Genomic DNA, 18,284 nt, shown 5'->3' on the forward strand with positions numbered 1-18,284 from the left:
GTTGTGATACCGCCTCCCCAATTGAACGTATAGCCTGGAGTTCCGCCTGATGGGGTTAAGTTTATAGCTCCGGTATTACCTCCAAAACAAGCTACATTAGTTACTACTGATGAAGCATTTAAAGCTGTGGGTTGCGTAATGGTAAAATTTCGAGTCGCAGTACATCCAATGTTATCAGTAATTGTTACCGTATATGAACCTGCTGATAGTCCTGTAGCAATAGATCCTGTTCCGCCAGAAGGGGCCCAAGAATAGGAATAAGGAGCAATCCCTCCTGTAGGACTTACACTGGCAGCTCCGTTAGACAAGCCATTGCATGAAACGTTAGTTTGTGACCAAGAAGAAGTATTGATTGATGAAACTGTTAGTGTACTTTGGTTAGTATTTGTAAAACAGGAAGCCGCTCCGTTGATAGCTTTACAGCGATATAGATAGCCACTCATACCAGCTGTTGCTCCTGTTATGGTTAGTATGTTAGTTGTTGCATTAGAGTAAACGCCACCATTGGTAATATCAGTGAAGCCTGAACCCGTGTTTACCTGCCATTGAAAAGCCGTTGCTCCTGATGCATTCGAAGTAAAGGTTGTATTACTACCTGCGCAAATTGTCCTGTTTGGTGGGTTGACTGTAATGGTTGGTGCGGTGCAAGAAGCTGTTTCAAATAAACGGAAGTTGTCTATGGCAATCTCCTGTGTTAAACTAGCGTCAGAACTTGCTGTAAACCTTAAATCCAAAGTATTTCCTGTTCCTGTAATATTATAGGTTAATTCTCTAAATGTCCTTGTAATTAAATCTCCGTCTCCTAAATCATCAAAATTTGTATCGTTTCTCATAAATCCATATATGCTATTTGCGGCATCTGGAAAAACTCCACCAGCAGTAACCCAACTTCCTCCGTCAATTCTATATTCAATTCTCATAAAATCATAAGTTGGACCAAAATCTTTATTTTGATATTCTATTCCACCATTTGCCGCGAATAATCCTTTAAATGATAAGCCTGTTTTTCCACTTATATTAATACCAGACCAAGTTATATTCTGTATTTTGTCAGCCGCATTATTTACTCCAGTACCTACCTTATCTAAATCTTCTCCAGCCCAAAATTTCGAACCTTGAAAATTCTGATAAGAGGTTTGAGTCTCTGGTGAAAAAGGGGGCTGTAAATCTATATCGCTACCATCAGTTCTTAAAAAATAATACGCATAAGGTGTAATTGGTCCTCCAGTATTATAAGAAGAAGTACGAGAACCTGTTGAAGGCGCTCCAGCATCCTCAAAAGTATCACTCCAAAACTGCGTTTGCGCATAACTATTGATACCCGTAAACAGCATCAAAAAGGTTAACGCTAATACTAAACAATGCGGCTTGAAATCAGCAAAACTCCATTTTGCTTTGATTGAATCAGGGATGGTTTTTATCATACAGAAAAATTATTATTTCTGCTTAACCCAAAAGAAAATTAAAACCAAGCCTTAAAAAGCGTCATAGCGCCTAGAAAAACAAATGATGATAACAAAATTAGATTAAGTAAAAATTATTTTCAAATAGTTTAATTTTAGGTTGTTAAATTTATTAATTGTACTATTTAATTGACGAAAATGGTTAATAAGAATGTAACATCAATATTATAAACATTTATTTAAGATTCAAAAGATTTACAAAAAAAAATTTAAAAGATAATCAACAAATAAAATTTAATAATTTTTTATACTTTAAAACATGTCTTTTAATTCAATTTTTGTATTCTTACGCATGCACAATTTAGAAGGTTACAAAATTTTAATCAGAAATGATAAAATTTACTTCGATATTTAAACAAGCCATTTTATGAAGAAATTTTAACATCAAATACATGACTAACCCTACACTAAAAGCTTATCCTTACTTCATTTATATCATCTTGGTGGTGGTGTTTATCCTTTACCAGCAAAGCATTTTGTTTGATTTTGTTTTGGATGATGAAGCTGTTATTACCAAGAATAATTTTGTTAAAGATGGTATTCAAGGTATTCCACGCTTGTTGGATAGTTTTTACTGGCAAGGCTACTGGAATGATAATAGTGGTTTGTATCGCCCGCTTTCTCTGATCCTATTTGCACTTATTTGGCAAATTACCCCGGGTAGTGCGCTGTTATTTCATGTCATCCAACTGGCTACTTATTTACTTGCTATTTTTCTGCTTTATCGCTTTTTACTATCGCTGTTAAAAGCTTATACGCCGTTCCTTGCTTTTATCATCACTTTCTTATTTGCTATTCATCCATACCATGTGGAGGTGGTAGCCAATATTAAAAGTATGGATGAGCTGCTGGCTTTTTGCTTTGGCATTGCTGCTACTTATATCCTTCTCCAAGAAGAAAAATTAAGCTTAAAGGCGCTTTTGTTTTTTTTATTAGCCCTATTATCAAAAGAAGGGGCTATCAGCTTTTTAGCTATCTGGGTGCTGATGCTCTTCCAATTTAAAAAGTATAGTTTTAAGCAAGTGGCTTATAGCTTATGGCCATTTGCTGTAGTTGGTAGTATTTGGCTGGCCTGGCATAGCTATGTTATTCATCAAGGACCCGCCGTGGTTTCTTATACCTATCATGATAATGCATTATTGGCTTGTGAAAGTTGGCTAGCTCAAAAGATGACAGCCATCAGCATGGTTGGGAATTATTTGCTTAAGTTTTTCTATCCAGTTAATATGGCTTATGATTATTCTTATCCGCAAATACCTTGCGCTGGTTTAGGTGATGTTTCTTTTATAGTTTCTGCCCTAATTATTATTTTATTGCTCTTTTTTGCCATAAAATGGTTTTATAGCAAGCCCATTGCCAGTTTCGGTATTTTATTTTTCTTCATCAGCTTTGCTTTAACCAGCAATATTTTCATCACTATTGGTGCTACCATGGCCGACCGTTTTATGTTTACGCCTATTCTGGGGCTATTGCTTTCTGCTGTTTTCTTACTGTTCGAGCAAACAGCTATGCTGAAGAATTTTAATCCGGCACACCGTGTCCATCTTTTGTTTGTTGTATTTGCCTTATTGTTTATTCTATTTTCTTGGAAACATGTTCAAACATGGAAAAGCAACCAAACACTGTTTACAAAACATGTTAGCCTAGTTCCCAATAGTGCTAGGGTACAGTTTAATTATGGTACTTTGTTGATGCAAGCAGGCATTGCTGGCGAAAAAGATAGCCTGCCTAAAGCCATCAAGTACTTAAATTTAGCCCATCAATTAGATCCTAAAGACCAAGGGACACTGATTAATTTAGGAACTTCAAACTATCATGCTGGCAATTATAGGGTAGCGGCTGATATTTTTAATCAAATCATCAATAAAAAACCGGATTATGGCATCAGTTTAAATTTGGCCGATACTTATTACAAACTTCAAGTGCTGGATAGTGCAGCTTTACTTTATCAGCAAGCTTTAAAACAAAATATATGGCATCCTAATACCCATAATTTTTATGGTGAATTGCTATTTAGGCAACAAAAATTTGTTGAGGCAGAACAAACTTTTAAGGATGGAACCCTAAAACAACCTACTAATGCAGAGCTGTGGTTAAATTACGGTGCTGCTTTGGCAAGTCAACAAAAATTTAACCCTGCCATAATGGCCTTCAGAAAGGCTTATGAAACAAATCCTAAATATACACAGGCTTTACGCTTCTTAGCCAATGCCTACCAATCTTTAGGTGATGTTAAACTGGCACAAGAATACGAAAGACTTTACCTCTCTACGCTGCAAAAATAATAGCTTGAAATTATGAAGAATAGCCTGAAATTATCTATCATCATCCCTTTGTATAATGAGGAAAAGAGTATTATCAACGTACTGGAACGTATCAAAACTCAGGCTTTAGCTTATCCTTATGAGGTTATTGTGGTTGATGACGGTTCTACTGATGCTAGCGCAGCTCAAGTATTGGCATTTAAAAAAATGCAGCCAGAAATGAATATCAAACTGATTCATAGCACAGCAAATCAAGGTAAAGGTGCTGCTATTAAAAAGGCCTTAGAGGTTATCCATGGAGATATTGTTTTGATACAAGATGCAGATTTAGAGTACCATCCAAGAGAGTATCCTTTACTTTTAGAACCCATCTTCAATGCCTATGCTGATGTTGTTTATGGCTCCAGGTTTGTAAGCAGTAAACCTCATCGGGTTTTATTTTTTGGGCATGCTTTGGGTAATAGATTTTTAACTTTTCTGAGTAATTTATTTACAGGCTTAAACCTTAGTGATATGGAATGTGGCTATAAGGTTTTTAAAAGCGATTTACTCCAAAACATCCACTTAAAAGAAAATAGATTTGGCTTTGAGCCCGAGTTAACTGCAAAATTAGCAGCTATACCCGGTATCAGATTTTATGAAATTGGGATTTCTTATTATGGCAGATCATACCGGGAAGGCAAAAAAATAGGTTTTAAAGATGGCTTAAGGGCTATTTATTGTATTGTAAAATATGGTATGAAGTTTTAAGTCTTCTTTCCTAGCTAAGCTGATGAAGCATTGCAAGCTTTATGAAGGTAATTCAGCGAATGTTCTACCCCATAAGACCTTAACCTTTCTTTTCAACAAGACGGAAGGGAAAGGTTGCAGCATGCTCTCCAACCAGTCATGCTGACGATAGGAAGCAACACAAAAGCAAGGTGAGCCACTTGCAAGTTGTAGACTTTTTTAGTGTTTAACTGCTCTAGTTTGTCAAGCGAAGAATGAAGCTTCTCTTTTATAACCTGTATGAAGAGATAGCCTTGCATAAAGAGATCGCTTCACTACGTTCGCGATGACAAAAAAGTGTGTTCACGATGACAAAATGATGGTTTCTTTGTCACTGCGAGGTACGTGGCTTCTCTCATAATACTTGTAGGATAGCCTTGCGTGATGAGATCGCTTCGCTATGTTCGCGATGACAAAAAAGTGTGTTCACGATGACAAAATGATAGTTTCTTTGTCACTGCGAGGAACGTGGCTTCTCTCATAATACTTATAGGATAGCCTTGCGTGATGGGATAGCTTCTTCGTTCCTCATCGCTATGAACAAAGCAATCGGGATGGCCTTGCGTGATGGGATAGCTTCACTAAGTTCGCTATGTTTTAACCACTGAGGGCACAGAGAGCACTGAGCTGGGTGGTTACTTATAAGTTGTAGACTTTTTTTGTTCAAACGCTCTAGTTTGTCAAGCGAGGTACGTGGCTTCTCTCATAATACTTATAGGACAGCCTTGCGTGAAGAGATCGCTTCTTCGTTCCTCATCGCTATGAAAAAAGTGTTCGAAATGACAAAAAAGTGTTCGTGATGACAAAGTGATGGTGTAACCTTATGAAGTTCAGGATGTGTAGAGCTAACATCCTGAACAGCTTAATTTGTGATTCGCTTTATTTATCATCTCAACCTTAAACTCCACCAAAGGCCTAAAATTACCAAGCCTAAGAAAATCATAGCCAGTAGGATTAAGGTAAAACTCCCTTTCCTTTCCACTTCCTTTTCCAATACTTTATAAGTTGTTTTCTTTAACAACTCTTGTTCTTGTTGTTGGGCTTTAACCGTACTGCTTTGCTGCTGATGGCTTTGCCTTGCTAAACTGTCTTTGCTACTGCTTTTATAAACTTTTACTTTGATATAGCCCGGTTGCTGTTGCAAGCCACTATCTGGATGCCAATAAAATAGTTCGTCCATTTCTAAAACCACACCTTCTTTCACTTGCTGGAGTGTGGCGTTTATCGTACTGCTTTGACTTTGCAGGCTATCTTTTAAACTACTAGCCTGTTTGGTCTTTTCTAGTTCTTTCATAAGCTGCTGATACCTGGATTTTTGACTTGAACAGGCTGTTAGTATAAGCATCACCAATAGTGTATAAAACTTTTTCATCTATCTTCCCTCCTTGCTGTTGCCCAATCTGCAACGGCGTACAGGGTACGTTTGAGCCTCCGTTTACGGTAAACCCCATCGCCTTCTCTGCTTCCGGCTTCATTGGTATTCCCTTCAACCGTGATGATGATACTATCGCCCCAAGCATCTATAAAACCGCAATGGGCAATGCGTTTTTTGGAAGCGTACCAAATACCAAATACATCTCCTGCCTGTGGCTGTATCTTTTCTTTCTGCCAAGTATTTTTCCAGATGATACGCTTTGCGGGTAATAATGCCGGACTCCATGCAGTCTGTGGATTGCTGATCCCTGCCTTGCCTAAGCACCAGCTTACAAAAGCAGCACACCAAGGTGCCCCTTTGCTATGGCCTGTGTATTGGAGGTAGCTTTCTACCCGGCTACCGTCGTTACGGTTGCTTTTTTCTTTAATGCCTATTTCTTTTCGATAAACCTCAAGTAATTTTAACCTTTTTGCTGATGCTTGATTTAAGGACCAAGAAGTAGATTGATGCCCTACAGCATTGCCAGTAAACAAGCTATAGCTGTAAGTAAGAGTAAAGTAAAAGAAGATAGATATAATACGAATTGTTGCCATAAGGTGAGTTGTTTAAATTGTAAAACCAAATTGCTAATGCTAGGTAAACCTAAGCTGTTCCAGCTCTTGTTAAAGAGGTTCCAAATAAAGACTAAGAATAGCAGAAAGGTTAATAGCGCAATTAATATCATTACCCAGATTCCTGCATCTGGAAGTGCCGCTGTATCATCAAGCTGATAAATCCAGAAAGGAATAGCACTATAAAAAATAAGCAGTCCTAAGCATAGCCATATCACTGGCTGAACGTCAAGAGAAGGCCATTTGATGCCTCTCCTACTATGATAAATAAGTAGTAAATTCATGATGGATATTTTTTGAATGATTAAATAAGGGTGCCTCCTCTTACAGAGACACCCTATTACTTAGCTAAGCAACTGTTACTTTGCCTACATAAATGCTGGTAGCCATACGCTTACCATCTGCTGATGCAAAGCTTATCCAGCAATCGACCTCATCGCCTGAAAAATTTGCCGGAACGATAAGATTTACGTCTCCGGCAGATCGATCCGCTGCATTTTCCAGGAACACATATTGCGATTTTACGGGGTTGTATACCAGCACTATCGCCTGATCGCCGGCTACTGCCAGCCCCGTTCCGCTGTTGTCCTGCCAGTTGAAATTGATACTCGCCGGTATTTCGCTATCTACCAGCGGTGACCAAGCACCTGTTAGATCGCCCAAACTAAATAAGGCTTTGGATACATCTACAGAAAAATCAGGAGATGAGCCGATAATTGCTTCCTTTACGTGATAGGATACTGCTGCATTTAATGGTGTACGAGCACCAGTTACCGACTGGAAGCCTTTTGTAACCAGTATGCTGATGGGTTTTAAGAATGCCATTGCTGCCGTAAACTTCAGTCGCTGGTCGTTTTGCAAAGTTGTTGCCGGCTTTGATGATTTTTTAGGTAAACTGCGCATATAGTCTATGCCTTTCCAGCTACCACCTATTACTGTTCCTACTTTTCCTGAGAATCCACCTAGGATTCCTTTTTTGATAATTGCCATTTTTTTAAAATTTAAATGTGAAAAAATCAAGTATGCATTGCCGGCAAGCTTCTCACTTGTTGAAACAAAGGTAGGGTGGCTTTTTTCTAAAAACCAGCTTTATAAGGTCTCTGACACTATTTGACGGTGTTTGACAGTGTTTGACTGCCGTTGACGTTTTGTGTTGCCACGGCTAAAAATTGCTTTCTTCGCTTGTTCTTCGCTAATTGTCCATGCCTTGTTCGCAAAACAGATACCTTTTGCGAATAAGGTGCGAATATGGTACGGAGAAGGTGCTTGGAAAATTCGGCCGACATAAGATTTACGAAGTTTGCCAACCCTAATGGAAAGAAACTTCGTAAATTTTGAGCCTTCTAAATTTCATTTTCTAAAAAACGATTTACATCACTTTCCAGGTACCATACCTTACCCTTAATTTTTCGGTAGGGTAGCTTGCCTTCGTTTCGCCAGCGCTGCAGGGTACTGGCACTCAGGTGAAGTTTCTGCATCAGGTCGGCATTATCCAACCATACTTTTTCCGGAGCTATGGGCTTAGGTATTAAGGCTGAGGGATGGGGCATTTTAACCAAGATATGGTAAAGTAGATTAACTATTTCTTTTAATATAGGAGTATCTTTTTCTTGCATGTTTTGTAGGATATTTTAAACCATAGGCATACCTGTTATCATTATTTTAAGTATAATGAACAAGCATTCTAATTATTACTATCCACGAACAATAGCATTACTTAAAAAGGTCTTTTAACAAATGATTAATCATCTGCTGGTTGAAGCTGCCTGTTGAGCAGCTTTTCCAAAGTATGTTTACGACTGCGGCTTACTGTAAGTTTTACTTCTTTAGGAACTTCAGAGCATAGCTCCAATAAAAATTGTCCGTTTCCTACCGGTACCCATCCTTTAATACACGCTATCGCTATAATGGTAGACCGGTTTATCCTCACAAACTTTTCAGCATCCAGCAGCACTTCTAAATCTTCTATCAGGTAATCCATACGCCCTTCTTCACCATCTTTAAGCACTACATATCCCGAGTTTTTATTTCGCCTCAGGATAACGATATCATCTGGTGAAACAGAACGGAACATTCCTCTTATGGTACACACCAAGCGTTTCTCTACTTGTGTTTTATTTAGATGACGTGATAAGCTATAATATATAGAATTTAAGGCCAGTATGCCTGCAACCACAACGGGGAATTCTAATGTAAGATAACCACTCTCCATAAAACTTTCCTTGTTTTGAAAGTACACAAACCTAACTATACTTAAAATAATCAGGAGCGGTATTGCTATACCCAGCAATATTTGCCAGACTAAACGCGTCCAAAATTTTTGTTTCCATGGGAAACGATGATCCAAAATCCTGCAAAGCCAATCCATCAACCCAATGAGCATAAAGCCCAATAACCATGAAAAAACCAAAGCTTTCCAGAATATTTGCCTATTCCATAAATCTGCTATACTGAGAAACTGCGTTGGCCAGTTGAGATATAATGCCAGGCAAAAGGATATCAACAACATATAATACCATTTGATATAGGAGGTAGGGCGATAAGATTTTTTCATGTTCATAGGCGTGAAATTAAAAATCAACCCAATATAATATTATCGTAATTAAAAGTTAAATAAAATATGAAATTTCTATTAAAAGCCCACTTATTATGAAAAATAAGCACTTAAATAAGTTTTATAATACATGTATTGCATTTGACTGTAGGATGCATGGTACTGATAGTGCTACCATTGACATTTTTTATAATATTTAATGATCAGAGTTATTAGATTTTATAAAAAACGTTTTACCTATTGATTGATATGAAATACTTGCCTGCGGTAGGCAGGTATTAGACCTCAACAGGACAGAAGGTTTGCTTGTCAATGCGAGGTACGTGGCTTCTCTCATAATACTTATAGGATAGCCTTGCGTGATGAGATAGCTTCTTCGTTCCTTATCGCGATGACAAAGCGTTTGTCACTGCGAGGAACGTGGCAGTCTCTCATAATACTTACAGGATAGCCTTGCGTGATGGGATAGCTTCACTACGTTCGCCAGGTTTGAAACACGGAGGGCACTGAGAGCACTGAGCTGGGTGGTTACTTATAAGTTGTAGACTTTTTTTGTTTAAACGCTCTGGTTTGTCAATGCGAGGTATGTGGCTTCTCTTTTATTACCTGTTTGAATAGATAGCTTCACTATGTTTATCTAGTATGTCACCGCCCAGTTTGTCACTGCGAGGTACGTGGCAGTCTCTGTTACAACCTGTATGGAGGGATAGCCTTGCATGAAGAGATCGCTTCACTATGTTCGCGATGACAAAGCGATGGTGATAGCTTCACTATGCTCGCCTGGTTTGGCACTGCGAGGTACGTGGCTTCTCTCATAATACTTACAGGATAGCCTTGCGTGATGGGATAGCTTCACTATGTTCGCTATGTTTTAACCACGGAGGGCACTGAGAGCACTGAGCTGGGTGGTTACTTATAAGTTGTAGACTTTTTTTGTTTAAACGCTCTGGTTTGTCAATGCGAGGTATGTGGCTTCTCTTTTATTACCTGTTTGAATAGATAGCTTCACTATGTTTATCTAGTATGTCACCGCCCAGTTTGTCACTGCGAGGTACGTGGCAGTCTCTTTTATAACCTGTATGAGGAGTTAGCCTTGCGTGATGAGATAGCTTCTTCGTTCCTCATCGCTATGACAAAGCAATGGTGTAACCTGCATGAAGAGATCGCTTCGCTTTGCTCGCGATGACCTTGAAAATTCAAAAGGTAAAATTAAAAATTCAAAAACAGGGAACTCTCCATCCAGAACTTTCGCGATGAACAAGGCAATCGGAAAATAAGTGAAGTATTATGCCATTCATAAAATTTACTACCATTCACACTTAAAATCCTACCATTCGCACCAAAAATGCGTTTGCGACTTGCAATTAAACTTTTTCCTAGTTTACTTCGCTTTCAACCTGCAGGGATTTTTTTATTAATATTTTAATTCAAGAAACTATGAACAAGAAAAATTTCAACAATCTGGGCTTACAGCTCCTGCTGCAAGAGTTGTATGCATGGCCTCAGGAGCCTTTAACTCAAGAGGCACTTTTGGCTAAGCAGGATTTTGCAGCATGGCTAGAAAACAATTTCGAACTGGATGAAGCGCAACTGTACGATTTACGACAAGCGTCCCCTGCTTTTCTTCAGGAAATGGGATTTTCGGTAGCAGATTTTCTGGAAAACCGCAAGCCTATTACATTGGTTAAACAGCCTGTACTTTCTGCAAAATCTAATGGTACTGGCCGGGGTAAATTATATGAGAAGACGCAAAAGTCTACCCTTACTTATATTCCCGAACAAGGCATGTTGGTGTCTGAAACGCTGGAGATCAGTATCGGTTACTTAAGTGAACCCTTAACATAGATTTTAAGAAGCAGCCGGCAAAAAAAATTCCACGAACAATAGCAGATTTAAGCAAAGCCGGCTGCTTTGTTTTACTCCATGCAGCCATGCAGGTTATTATTTTACGCTTATGGTAAACTTCCAGACTTATGAAGCAAGACGGGATTACCTGCTTGAACTCATTCATAAAAAAAGTCCGTTATCAAGAGAGGCAATGGCCCATAAATTTAATTGTGATGTACGCAGTATCGCCAGGATGATTAATGATCTACGTTACAATAAAAATTTCAATATCCATTATTCCCGCCAGCTTAGACGTTATATCATTCTTCCAGGACCTTTCAAAAAAAATAACACTAAAAAGTAAAAGGACATTTTATGCCCTTTTAGTCTCTTTTCTTTACCTGTTCATAAGGCCTTATGAATAGGGAGACGCCGAAAACCCTGTAACAGAGTAGGCATAACCAAAATGTTTGATTTTGAAGAATGAAAATAATATGATAATTCCTTAGGCACAGTCTCGCCTGCCCTCATGCCGGGCAATGGCATTTACTTTTATTCAAAGGGTTTCATGTTTTTCTTTTGCCTTCATGAATGCTTTGCATTTCCTCCGCGAAATTAAACAACCTGCTTGCCAGCAGGCAAGAAGCTCCCGACTGCGCCCTTTGCTACCAATGGAACTGCTTAGGCTTATGCAGCACTGCCGCAAAGGCCAAGGTCGAATAAAAGCTTATGTTCAGGTACTGCTTAAAGAATCTATCATAAAAATCAAATTATTCATTTTCAAACCTTTCATGTAAAACTCTATGGCTTCGAGGTGTAGCAAAGCCAAATCAAAGATGAAGAAAAAATTCATCATTCCTATGATTGCTGTAGCAGCAATCTCAGGCGCTGTTTTATTTTCTGCTTTTAAAGCAGGCCCTCTCCAGAGCGAGGTTAGTACGTTACAGTTTTGGCAGTATAGCGGTACAGGTTTACAGACCGATGAGAACCAATACAGCCTGGCTTCTGGCGCTGCCTGTGCTGGTGGCGAAAACGTGGTATGTACTATCAGGGCAGAAGAAAATCCTGACAACCCAGGACATCCCATGATTGATTCTGGATTGGAATCACGCATTAATGCAAAGAACGAAGCCCAAGGTGATGTGTTTGTCAGAGATTAAAACGAAAGGGGAGGCCACAACCTCCCCTTTCTGCTATCGGCTGTTTTGTTGCAGGCCACTCAAGTTTACTGCACTTGCAGGAATTAAAAAAGCATAATGCAGGTCGCCGGGTTGCAGGCTGTAGGTAGTACCCTTTAACTTCCGTAAAGGTGTTTGTGCCAGCACCGGATCTGCGGCAAATCTCCTTAAATCAGACCAGCGTATGTTTGTTCGAAACAACAGTTCTTTCCGTCTTTCGGTTAGAATAGTTTGCAGTGGATTAGCTGTATTGGAAGTGCTGTAAGGAACAAAGGTTCCGGTCTTCCACCGTTTTAATGCTAGCCTATTCAAATCAGCCAGTCCCTTTTCAACTTCCTCCATCCTCACGAAAGTCTCTGCCCTAATCAGGTACAGCTCGTCTGTGGCTATCCCCGAGAATAAATTACTGGTATTTCTACCTCCATAATCTCCTTTAAATATATAAGTACCATCTGTATTTCTTCTAAAATACAGGACTTTCCTCAGGTCGTCGTTTACATAGCTTTTGTAAAGTAAGGTATCTATCCTTGCTCTGCTGGCATTAAATACTCCTCCCCTTGATGCTCCGGTAGCATGTAAAATCACTTCCTCGTGAAATATAGCAAATGGGTTGGCTGCAGTTTGGCTCACCGCGTTATAGTCTGTCAGGTTGGGTTGCAACTCAATGGCTGCATCAGCATATCGGTTTGCGGCAGGATAATCTCCCATGATCAGGTAAATCCGGGCCAGCAGGGCAAAAGCAGCCACTTTAGAGGGCTGAGTCTTAAATTGTGCCTTCGCTGGTAACAACGCTGCAGCGGCTTCCAAGTCGCTGATGGTTTGGTGGTAGCTCTTTTCTACGCTTGCCCGGGCAATGGGCTCTTCTGTGTCGCTCTTCAGTTTCAGTACAATACCCGGCAGGCTACCGGCCGCTGCCTTGGTATAAGGTAAGGTATACACCTGCAAGAGGTGGTAAAAATTGAAAGCCCTGTAAAAAAGTGCCTGTCCTTTCAGTATATCCGCCTGTGCCAAGCTATTCCCAGCAAACCGGAGTTCTTCTAATCGATCTAATACCACATTGGCAATAAAAACTCGATTATAGGCATCCAGCCACGGAAAAACCTGTTCGGTGGTGGGGTCCCATACATAATTCTGGCGGGCCACTTGGTCGGTAATGGCTTCCCAAACTGCATCCTGCATGTAATAGTCGTCGCTGGCAATATCTCCTGCTACGGGGTAGTTGGTATGCATAACTACATTATCCATCATTGCGGCAAGATCTGCTAGCGTTTCTGGTGTGGCTAAAGCTTTATCGGGCTTGGCATCTAAAAAAGTATCGCAGCCCTGCAAGCCTACAAGGAGAGAGAACAGTAATATCAATGGTAGTTTTTTCATATTGAGTATTGAGATTTGAGACGAAAATTTATGATTAAAAATTTGCGGTAAGTCCAATTGCATAATTTTTTGGAGGCACATAGGTTTGTCCGTAATCCGGATCCCATGGCTTATGGCTTGCTTTCCACAATATTCCGAGGTTGCTGGCATAGCAAAACAACGAAAGCCTGTTGATCCTCAGCCGGGTCAACTGCGCAGCAGAAAAATTGTAGGCCAGTCGGATGTCCTGCAAACGCACATGGTCTCCTTTTTCTACCAGCACACTGGAATTATTATAAACCAAGTCGCGGTTGCTATTTGCCGGATACACCATAGCTGGTACATGGGTACGCTGCTCGTCTCCGGGCTGCTGCCAGCGTTGGGCAAAATCAGGATTTGTAGCCCATACGCTAAATAGCGCATTGTAATCTATGCTATTCGGCCGGTAAACATAACCAAAACGGTAAGTCAGGTTGAAACTGAGACTGAGGTTTTGATAAGTAAAGTCGTTACGCAACGCACCAAAATATGGGGCAATAGCAGGACCATGAAATATCAGGTCCTCTTCTTTTGCTTCGTTAATTACCTTTGCATAATCTTTGGTCACTTCTCCGCGAAGATACACCTGCGGATCTCCTGTAGCCGCATCTAGCCCTGCCCATTTATAGCTCACCACACTATAGGCAGGTTTGCCTACCATTGGCGAAATATTGCTGCCATTGCCTACCCGGCCGGTAGCGTTAGCAGGCTCGTAGTAATACGCTTCCACTTTGTTCCTGCTGGAAGAAAACAAGAAAGTACTGTTCCAGCCCAGTGCTCCTTTAAGGTTCACACTGTTTAACTCCAGTTCGACGCCATTATTAGATAATACTGCACTGTTGAGGCTTTGCTGCCCTGTGCCGCCGTAGGTTGGGTCTACATCAATCAAACCGATAAGATCTACCGATCTTTTTCTGAAATAGTTGATGCTTCCACTCAGGCGGTTGTTACTTAAACCAAAATCTGCGGCTGCATTAAAAATCCCTGTTTTTTCCCACCTCAAATCGGGGTTTGGCGGATTCACTACTGTTGCAGAAGGAAGACCTGTAAAGGTATTGATATCCATAAACAGCTCGTTATAGCGAATGGTAGTTAGTGCAGAAAGCGAGGTGTTCACATTACCGGTATAGCCATAGCTGAACCTGAAGTTGAGCCGGGATAGCCAGCTGCTGTGGAAAAATGTCTCCTGATCTGTATGCCATGCCGCTCCCAGCGAATAAAGTGGTACTCCCCTCATATTGGTATTTACCCCGAATAAATTGCTCTGGTCTTTCCTGGCACTTGCCGAAAGGGTATAGCGGTTGGTATAACGATAAGTGGCATTGATGTAGTAGGAAAGAAAGCGATCGAGTGTGCTTTGGAAACTTTCGCGTCTCGGAATAGTGGTATTGCTAGACAGCATACCGTATATCGGGAATGCCGTCACCAGGTCTGCCGGCGCACTGATGTAATTAAGATCGTTAAAACCGTATACCCTCAGCTGAGATGCCTCTCCTGTAGTCTGTCTCAGCTCGGCACCGCCCAGCATATCCAGGCTATGGTTTGCCCACTGCTTGTTAACATCTAGCTGCGCCCTCAGCCCATGGTTAATGATACTGTTATTGCCCAGGTCGCGGATACCGCCGTAAGGGAGTTTATAAATGGTATTGGTGGCCGAAAGCTGTGTAAAGCGGTTGATCAAGTCGCGGGTAAAATAGCTGTTGGTATTATAATTATTGATGGATTGCCCCAGCGTATTCTGATAGCGATAAGCAAGGCTTGCTTTCAGAAATGGCAACAAACGATAGCTGGCCTGCACATCCAGTAGGATATCCCGGCTGTTACGGCTATTGTCATTATTTGCCAATTCGTCTAGCGGACGGTAATCCCAGTTGAGTAAACGGCCACGACCAGCGGTATCGGTATAGGCTTTACGGTAATTTTTAGGCAGGGCTAGCGCATTCCCTTGGTCATCAGCAAAACGGGCATAAGGGTATAAAAAGTTTTTTAGCCCCCCTGGCGACAAGGTATTGTAGGCCCCCAGGCTGTTATTTTCGCTTTTGTTCTGCGTCAGAATCATTCCTGCGGTAATCTTTAGCTTCGCCGTTGGGCTAAACAGCATCTGGTTGTTTAGGGTAAAGCGTTGGTTTTGGTCGCCTTCCAGTTGCGACAGGTTTCGGTCAAAACCTATGCTACCATTGTAGGCCAGCTGGCGGCTGCCACCGGATAGTGCCAAGCTGTACTGCTGGTTAACTGCCCTGCGGTAAAGGTGCTGAAGGTATTCGTCCCTTAAATCAAGGTGCTGCCACTTTTCCAGTAGGGCATCTATCTCTTGCTGGTTTACATTTCCGGCTTGTTTCCTTGCCAACAGCTCTACATAGGGAGAGAGTACCGGCCGGTTTCGCACATTGGCGATAGCGGCATTATAATATCCCCTGTCGTACAAAAACTTTTCGGTTTCCAAGAAATCCTTACTGCTCATTACCGGGTAGGCTTTAAGATCTGGCAGGCTGGAGAAAGTGGAGTTTACATTTAAGGCAACTTGCAGGGGCTGCTGTAGTTTGGCCTTTTTGGTGGTAATTACCACCACACCATTGCCGGCCTTTGCTCCCCATATCGCTGCTGCTGCCGCATCTTTCAGAATGGTCATGCTTTCCACATCGTTAGGATTAATATTGGCCACATCACCTTCGTAAGGAAAATTATCTAGTATAATTAGTGGTCGTTGTTGCCCAGTGGTAATGGTACTGAGACCACGTACATTGAAACGGGTAACGGCTCCATCGCCACCCCGCTTATCGAACAATATTGATGGGGTAATGCCTTCCAGCCTGCGGAAAACATCGGTTCCCACCTGGCGGTGAAACAGCGCACTGTCTACCAGACTATAGGCTCCCGTTGCCCTGCCGGCAGCTAGCTGCTGATAGCCGGTATTTACCACCACTTCCTGCAAGGTTGTAGGTGCCGGCAGCAGCAGCACCTGTAAACCGCTATTGGCAGAGGTAATGATCTGGCGGTGCGACTGGTAGCCCATATAGCTTACAATAAGGGTGTCGGGCAGCCGAATACCGCTGATACTAAAGTCGCCGTTAGCCCGGCTACTGGTGCTGAGCCCACTGCGTTTTAAAAATACTGTGGCATTGGCTAGCGGTATATTTCCGGGTGAAGCAATGATGCGCCCACTCAAACGGAGTTCCTGTGCCCCGGCAGCTATGGCCAATAGGCATAAACAAAAAAACAGATAGGTAACAATTCTGGTCATGGTGAAGGAATGGTTTTGGATGGATAATTTTCTGTAAGTATAAAAACAGGCAGCCGCCTGGTTGCAGGGCTGAGCTGCAAACCCTGTTGCCGCAATAATGGTATTACTTCTGATAGGGTAGCCGGCTGACCAGGAAAATAAAGCAGTGTGGTAGCAGACAAACCACTTTCGTTTACCACCCAGGGGATACCGGTTATCCTGTTTAGGTTGGCAACCATAGACATGAGACGGGTAGTGGGTTTTTGTATGGCCTTTAGCCCGGTAGCTTCCGCTGTTTTTGTGAGCAGTAATACTGGTATTTCTTGTTCTTCTATGCGACCATGGTAACCAGAGCGGGTATTTAGCTGTTGCAGTAATAGCTTGGAGCGGTGGCTCTCGTCTGTACTTTTAGGGAACCACTGTTCGTAAGAGATCCCGTTTTGCTGTTTCCAATCTTCATAATAGCCAGCGCCATTAAAAACCAGCCTAGCAGTATCGGCCACCTGCAAGTCTCGCCTTTTAGGTTCGAATACCAGCTCGCCTTTTCCTAGTGCTCGGGCATACAAACTTATCCAGCTGGTATTTACTACATACTCCCGCTCTAGGTCTCCCTCAGGCACTTTCCCGGCCCTGTGTGGCATGCCGGGGATGTAAGGTAGAAAAACCTGCTCTTGCGGTAATTTCACATAATCATGCACACTTTGCTGTTTAGGGTCAAAAAGCTCTTGATCGTTTTTGAGATGCCATTGTGGTCTTTTCTCTTCCAGAATTTGCTGGATGGTATGCTCGTTCAGATATTCTGCTTGCGTAGCTCCCAGCAATACCCCATCTCCATTTATCCATACAATATGCGGGAAATAACGGTGCGGAAAATAATCTGGTAACAGGCTGTCTGCCACTACCGTACTGATGTTCATATCTTTAAGATTAGGGTTGTGGTTTAATACTTTTACAATGCGTTCGGTAGGTTCCGGAGTTATCTGGACCACCTTTATCTGCTCTTGATAAGCGGCCTGCAAGTCCGCAGCTTTTGGCAACAGTTTGATACAAGCTCCACAGTAGCTGCTCCAAAAATCTAGGATGATGAGTTTGCCTTTATACTCATTTAAAGTGATGGTGTTTTTGCCCTCAGGGTGGTTTACTGTTTGCAGCTTTAAATCCCATAAGGCTTGGGGGATGGTATCTCCAATTTCTAAAGCCTGTTGGGCTTTGGCTTTTTTGCTGTATGATACGATAACCAGTATACAAACCAAAATCATTAAAGAGGAACTTCGTTTAGACATCTTCTTTGGGGTAAATAAAGAAGCCGCCCTATTTATTAACACCTTAACTAATAAGCAGGCAAGGGCGGCTAGAGATGGCCTGCTGTATGTTATAAATGAAATGTTGTGAGCACTAAATCTTAATGATTGGAGGATATTTACCCATGTATAAGTATTAGTTAAAAAATATTTCGATAAAGCTTGTTTTATTAATACAGAATTATGATATATTTGAAGTAGTAGAAGGGTAAATTTTGGACATAGCTGCCCCATTGGGTATAAAAACCGCATATTCTTCTGCTTTTAGTGATTAAAATTTAGGATAGTTTGATACAGAGCTAGCGCTTACGGTTATTTTTAAAGACCGTTA

General features: G+C 41.3%; 14 protein-coding genes. 4 read left to right on the forward strand and 10 right to left on the reverse strand.

Annotation, left to right across the window (positions count from 1 at the left end):
* Positions 1–1,424 (reverse strand): SprB repeat-containing protein (locus tag H510_RS19355; RefSeq protein WP_036693428.1); only part of this gene is annotated, 1,424 nt, incomplete at its 3' end.
* A gap of 431 nt (positions 1,425–1,855) precedes the next feature.
* Between H510_RS19355 and H510_RS0117675 the strand changes: the two genes are divergently transcribed.
* Both H510_RS0117675 and H510_RS0117680 read left to right on the forward strand, forming a co-directional pair.
* On the forward strand, positions 1,856–3,748 hold the full coding sequence (locus H510_RS0117675; protein WP_026905530.1) for a tetratricopeptide repeat protein: 1,893 nt from the start codon (positions 1,856–1,858) through the stop codon (positions 3,746–3,748).
* Positions 3,749–3,760: 12 nt separating this feature from the next.
* Positions 3,761–4,477 carry a glycosyltransferase family 2 protein gene (locus tag H510_RS0117680; protein WP_026905531.1) on the forward strand — a complete coding sequence of 239 codons (717 nt, stop codon included), beginning with the start codon at positions 3,761–3,763 and terminating at the stop codon, positions 4,475–4,477.
* 904 nt (positions 4,478–5,381) lie between these two features.
* Here H510_RS0117680 and H510_RS0117685 read toward each other — a convergent pair.
* The 6 genes from H510_RS0117685 to H510_RS0117710 all read right to left on the reverse strand — a co-directional run bounded on the left by H510_RS0117685 (position 5,382) and on the right by H510_RS0117710 (position 9,041).
* A complete protein-coding gene (locus H510_RS0117685; RefSeq protein ID WP_155978040.1) occupies positions 5,382–5,867 on the reverse strand; it encodes a hypothetical protein in 486 nt (161 codons plus the stop codon).
* Positions 5,864–6,463: a CHAP domain-containing protein gene (locus H510_RS19360; RefSeq protein ID WP_081659327.1), complete on the reverse strand. Its 600-nt coding sequence runs from the start codon at positions 6,461–6,463 to the stop codon at positions 5,864–5,866. The genes H510_RS0117685 and H510_RS19360 overlap by 4 nt, the downstream gene beginning before the upstream one ends.
* Positions 6,382–6,765: a hypothetical protein gene (locus H510_RS20280; protein ID WP_026905533.1), complete on the reverse strand. Its 384-nt coding sequence runs from the start codon at positions 6,763–6,765 to the stop codon at positions 6,382–6,384. Before H510_RS20280 ends, H510_RS19360 begins: the two co-directional genes overlap by 82 nt.
* A gap of 64 nt (positions 6,766–6,829) precedes the next feature.
* Entirely contained in the window at positions 6,830–7,471 is a 642-nt protein-coding gene (locus H510_RS0117700; protein WP_026905534.1) for a DUF6266 family protein, read from the reverse strand.
* Between the two features lie 353 nt (positions 7,472–7,824).
* The gene (locus H510_RS20445) at positions 7,825–8,097 is read right to left on the reverse strand and encodes a helix-turn-helix domain-containing protein (protein WP_036693431.1); all 273 of its coding nucleotides are present in this window, start codon (positions 8,095–8,097) and stop codon (positions 7,825–7,827) included.
* Positions 8,098–8,222: 125 nt separating this feature from the next.
* A complete protein-coding gene (locus tag H510_RS0117710; protein WP_081659328.1) occupies positions 8,223–9,041 on the reverse strand; it encodes a LytTR family DNA-binding domain-containing protein in 819 nt (272 codons plus the stop codon).
* Between the two features lie 1,431 nt (positions 9,042–10,472).
* Here H510_RS0117710 and H510_RS0117715 point away from each other — a divergent pair.
* Together H510_RS0117715 and H510_RS0117725 are read left to right on the forward strand one after the other, a co-directional pair.
* Positions 10,473–10,880 (forward strand): hypothetical protein, encoded by a 408-nt coding sequence (locus H510_RS0117715; protein WP_026905536.1) that lies wholly within the window; start codon positions 10,473–10,475, stop codon positions 10,878–10,880.
* Positions 10,881–11,698: 818 nt separating this feature from the next.
* Entirely contained in the window at positions 11,699–12,022 is a 324-nt protein-coding gene (locus H510_RS0117725; protein ID WP_155978042.1) for a hypothetical protein, read from the forward strand.
* A gap of 33 nt (positions 12,023–12,055) precedes the next feature.
* Here the strand turns inward: H510_RS0117725 and H510_RS0117730 are convergent, their stop codons facing one another.
* From H510_RS0117730 to H510_RS0117740, 3 genes are read right to left on the reverse strand one after another with little or no spacing between them, the layout of a single operon-like run.
* Positions 12,056–13,414, reverse strand: coding sequence for a RagB/SusD family nutrient uptake outer membrane protein (locus tag H510_RS0117730; protein ID WP_026905539.1), 1,359 nt, complete (start codon positions 13,412–13,414; stop codon positions 12,056–12,058).
* 34 nt (positions 13,415–13,448) lie between these two features.
* The gene (locus H510_RS0117735; RefSeq protein ID WP_026905540.1) at positions 13,449–16,673 is read right to left on the reverse strand and encodes a SusC/RagA family TonB-linked outer membrane protein; all 3,225 of its coding nucleotides are present in this window, start codon (positions 16,671–16,673) and stop codon (positions 13,449–13,451) included.
* Complete coding sequence (locus H510_RS0117740; RefSeq protein WP_162143094.1) at positions 16,670–17,935, reverse strand: TlpA family protein disulfide reductase; 1,266 nt, start codon at positions 17,933–17,935, stop codon at positions 16,670–16,672. The genes H510_RS0117735 and H510_RS0117740 overlap by 4 nt, the downstream gene beginning before the upstream one ends.
* Between the last annotated feature and the right edge of the window lie 349 nt (positions 17,936–18,284).

Origin of the sequence: Pedobacter glucosidilyticus DSM 23534 (assembly GCF_000425145.1) — a bacterium.
GTDB lineage: Bacteria > Bacteroidota > Bacteroidia > Sphingobacteriales > Sphingobacteriaceae > Pseudopedobacter > Pseudopedobacter glucosidilyticus.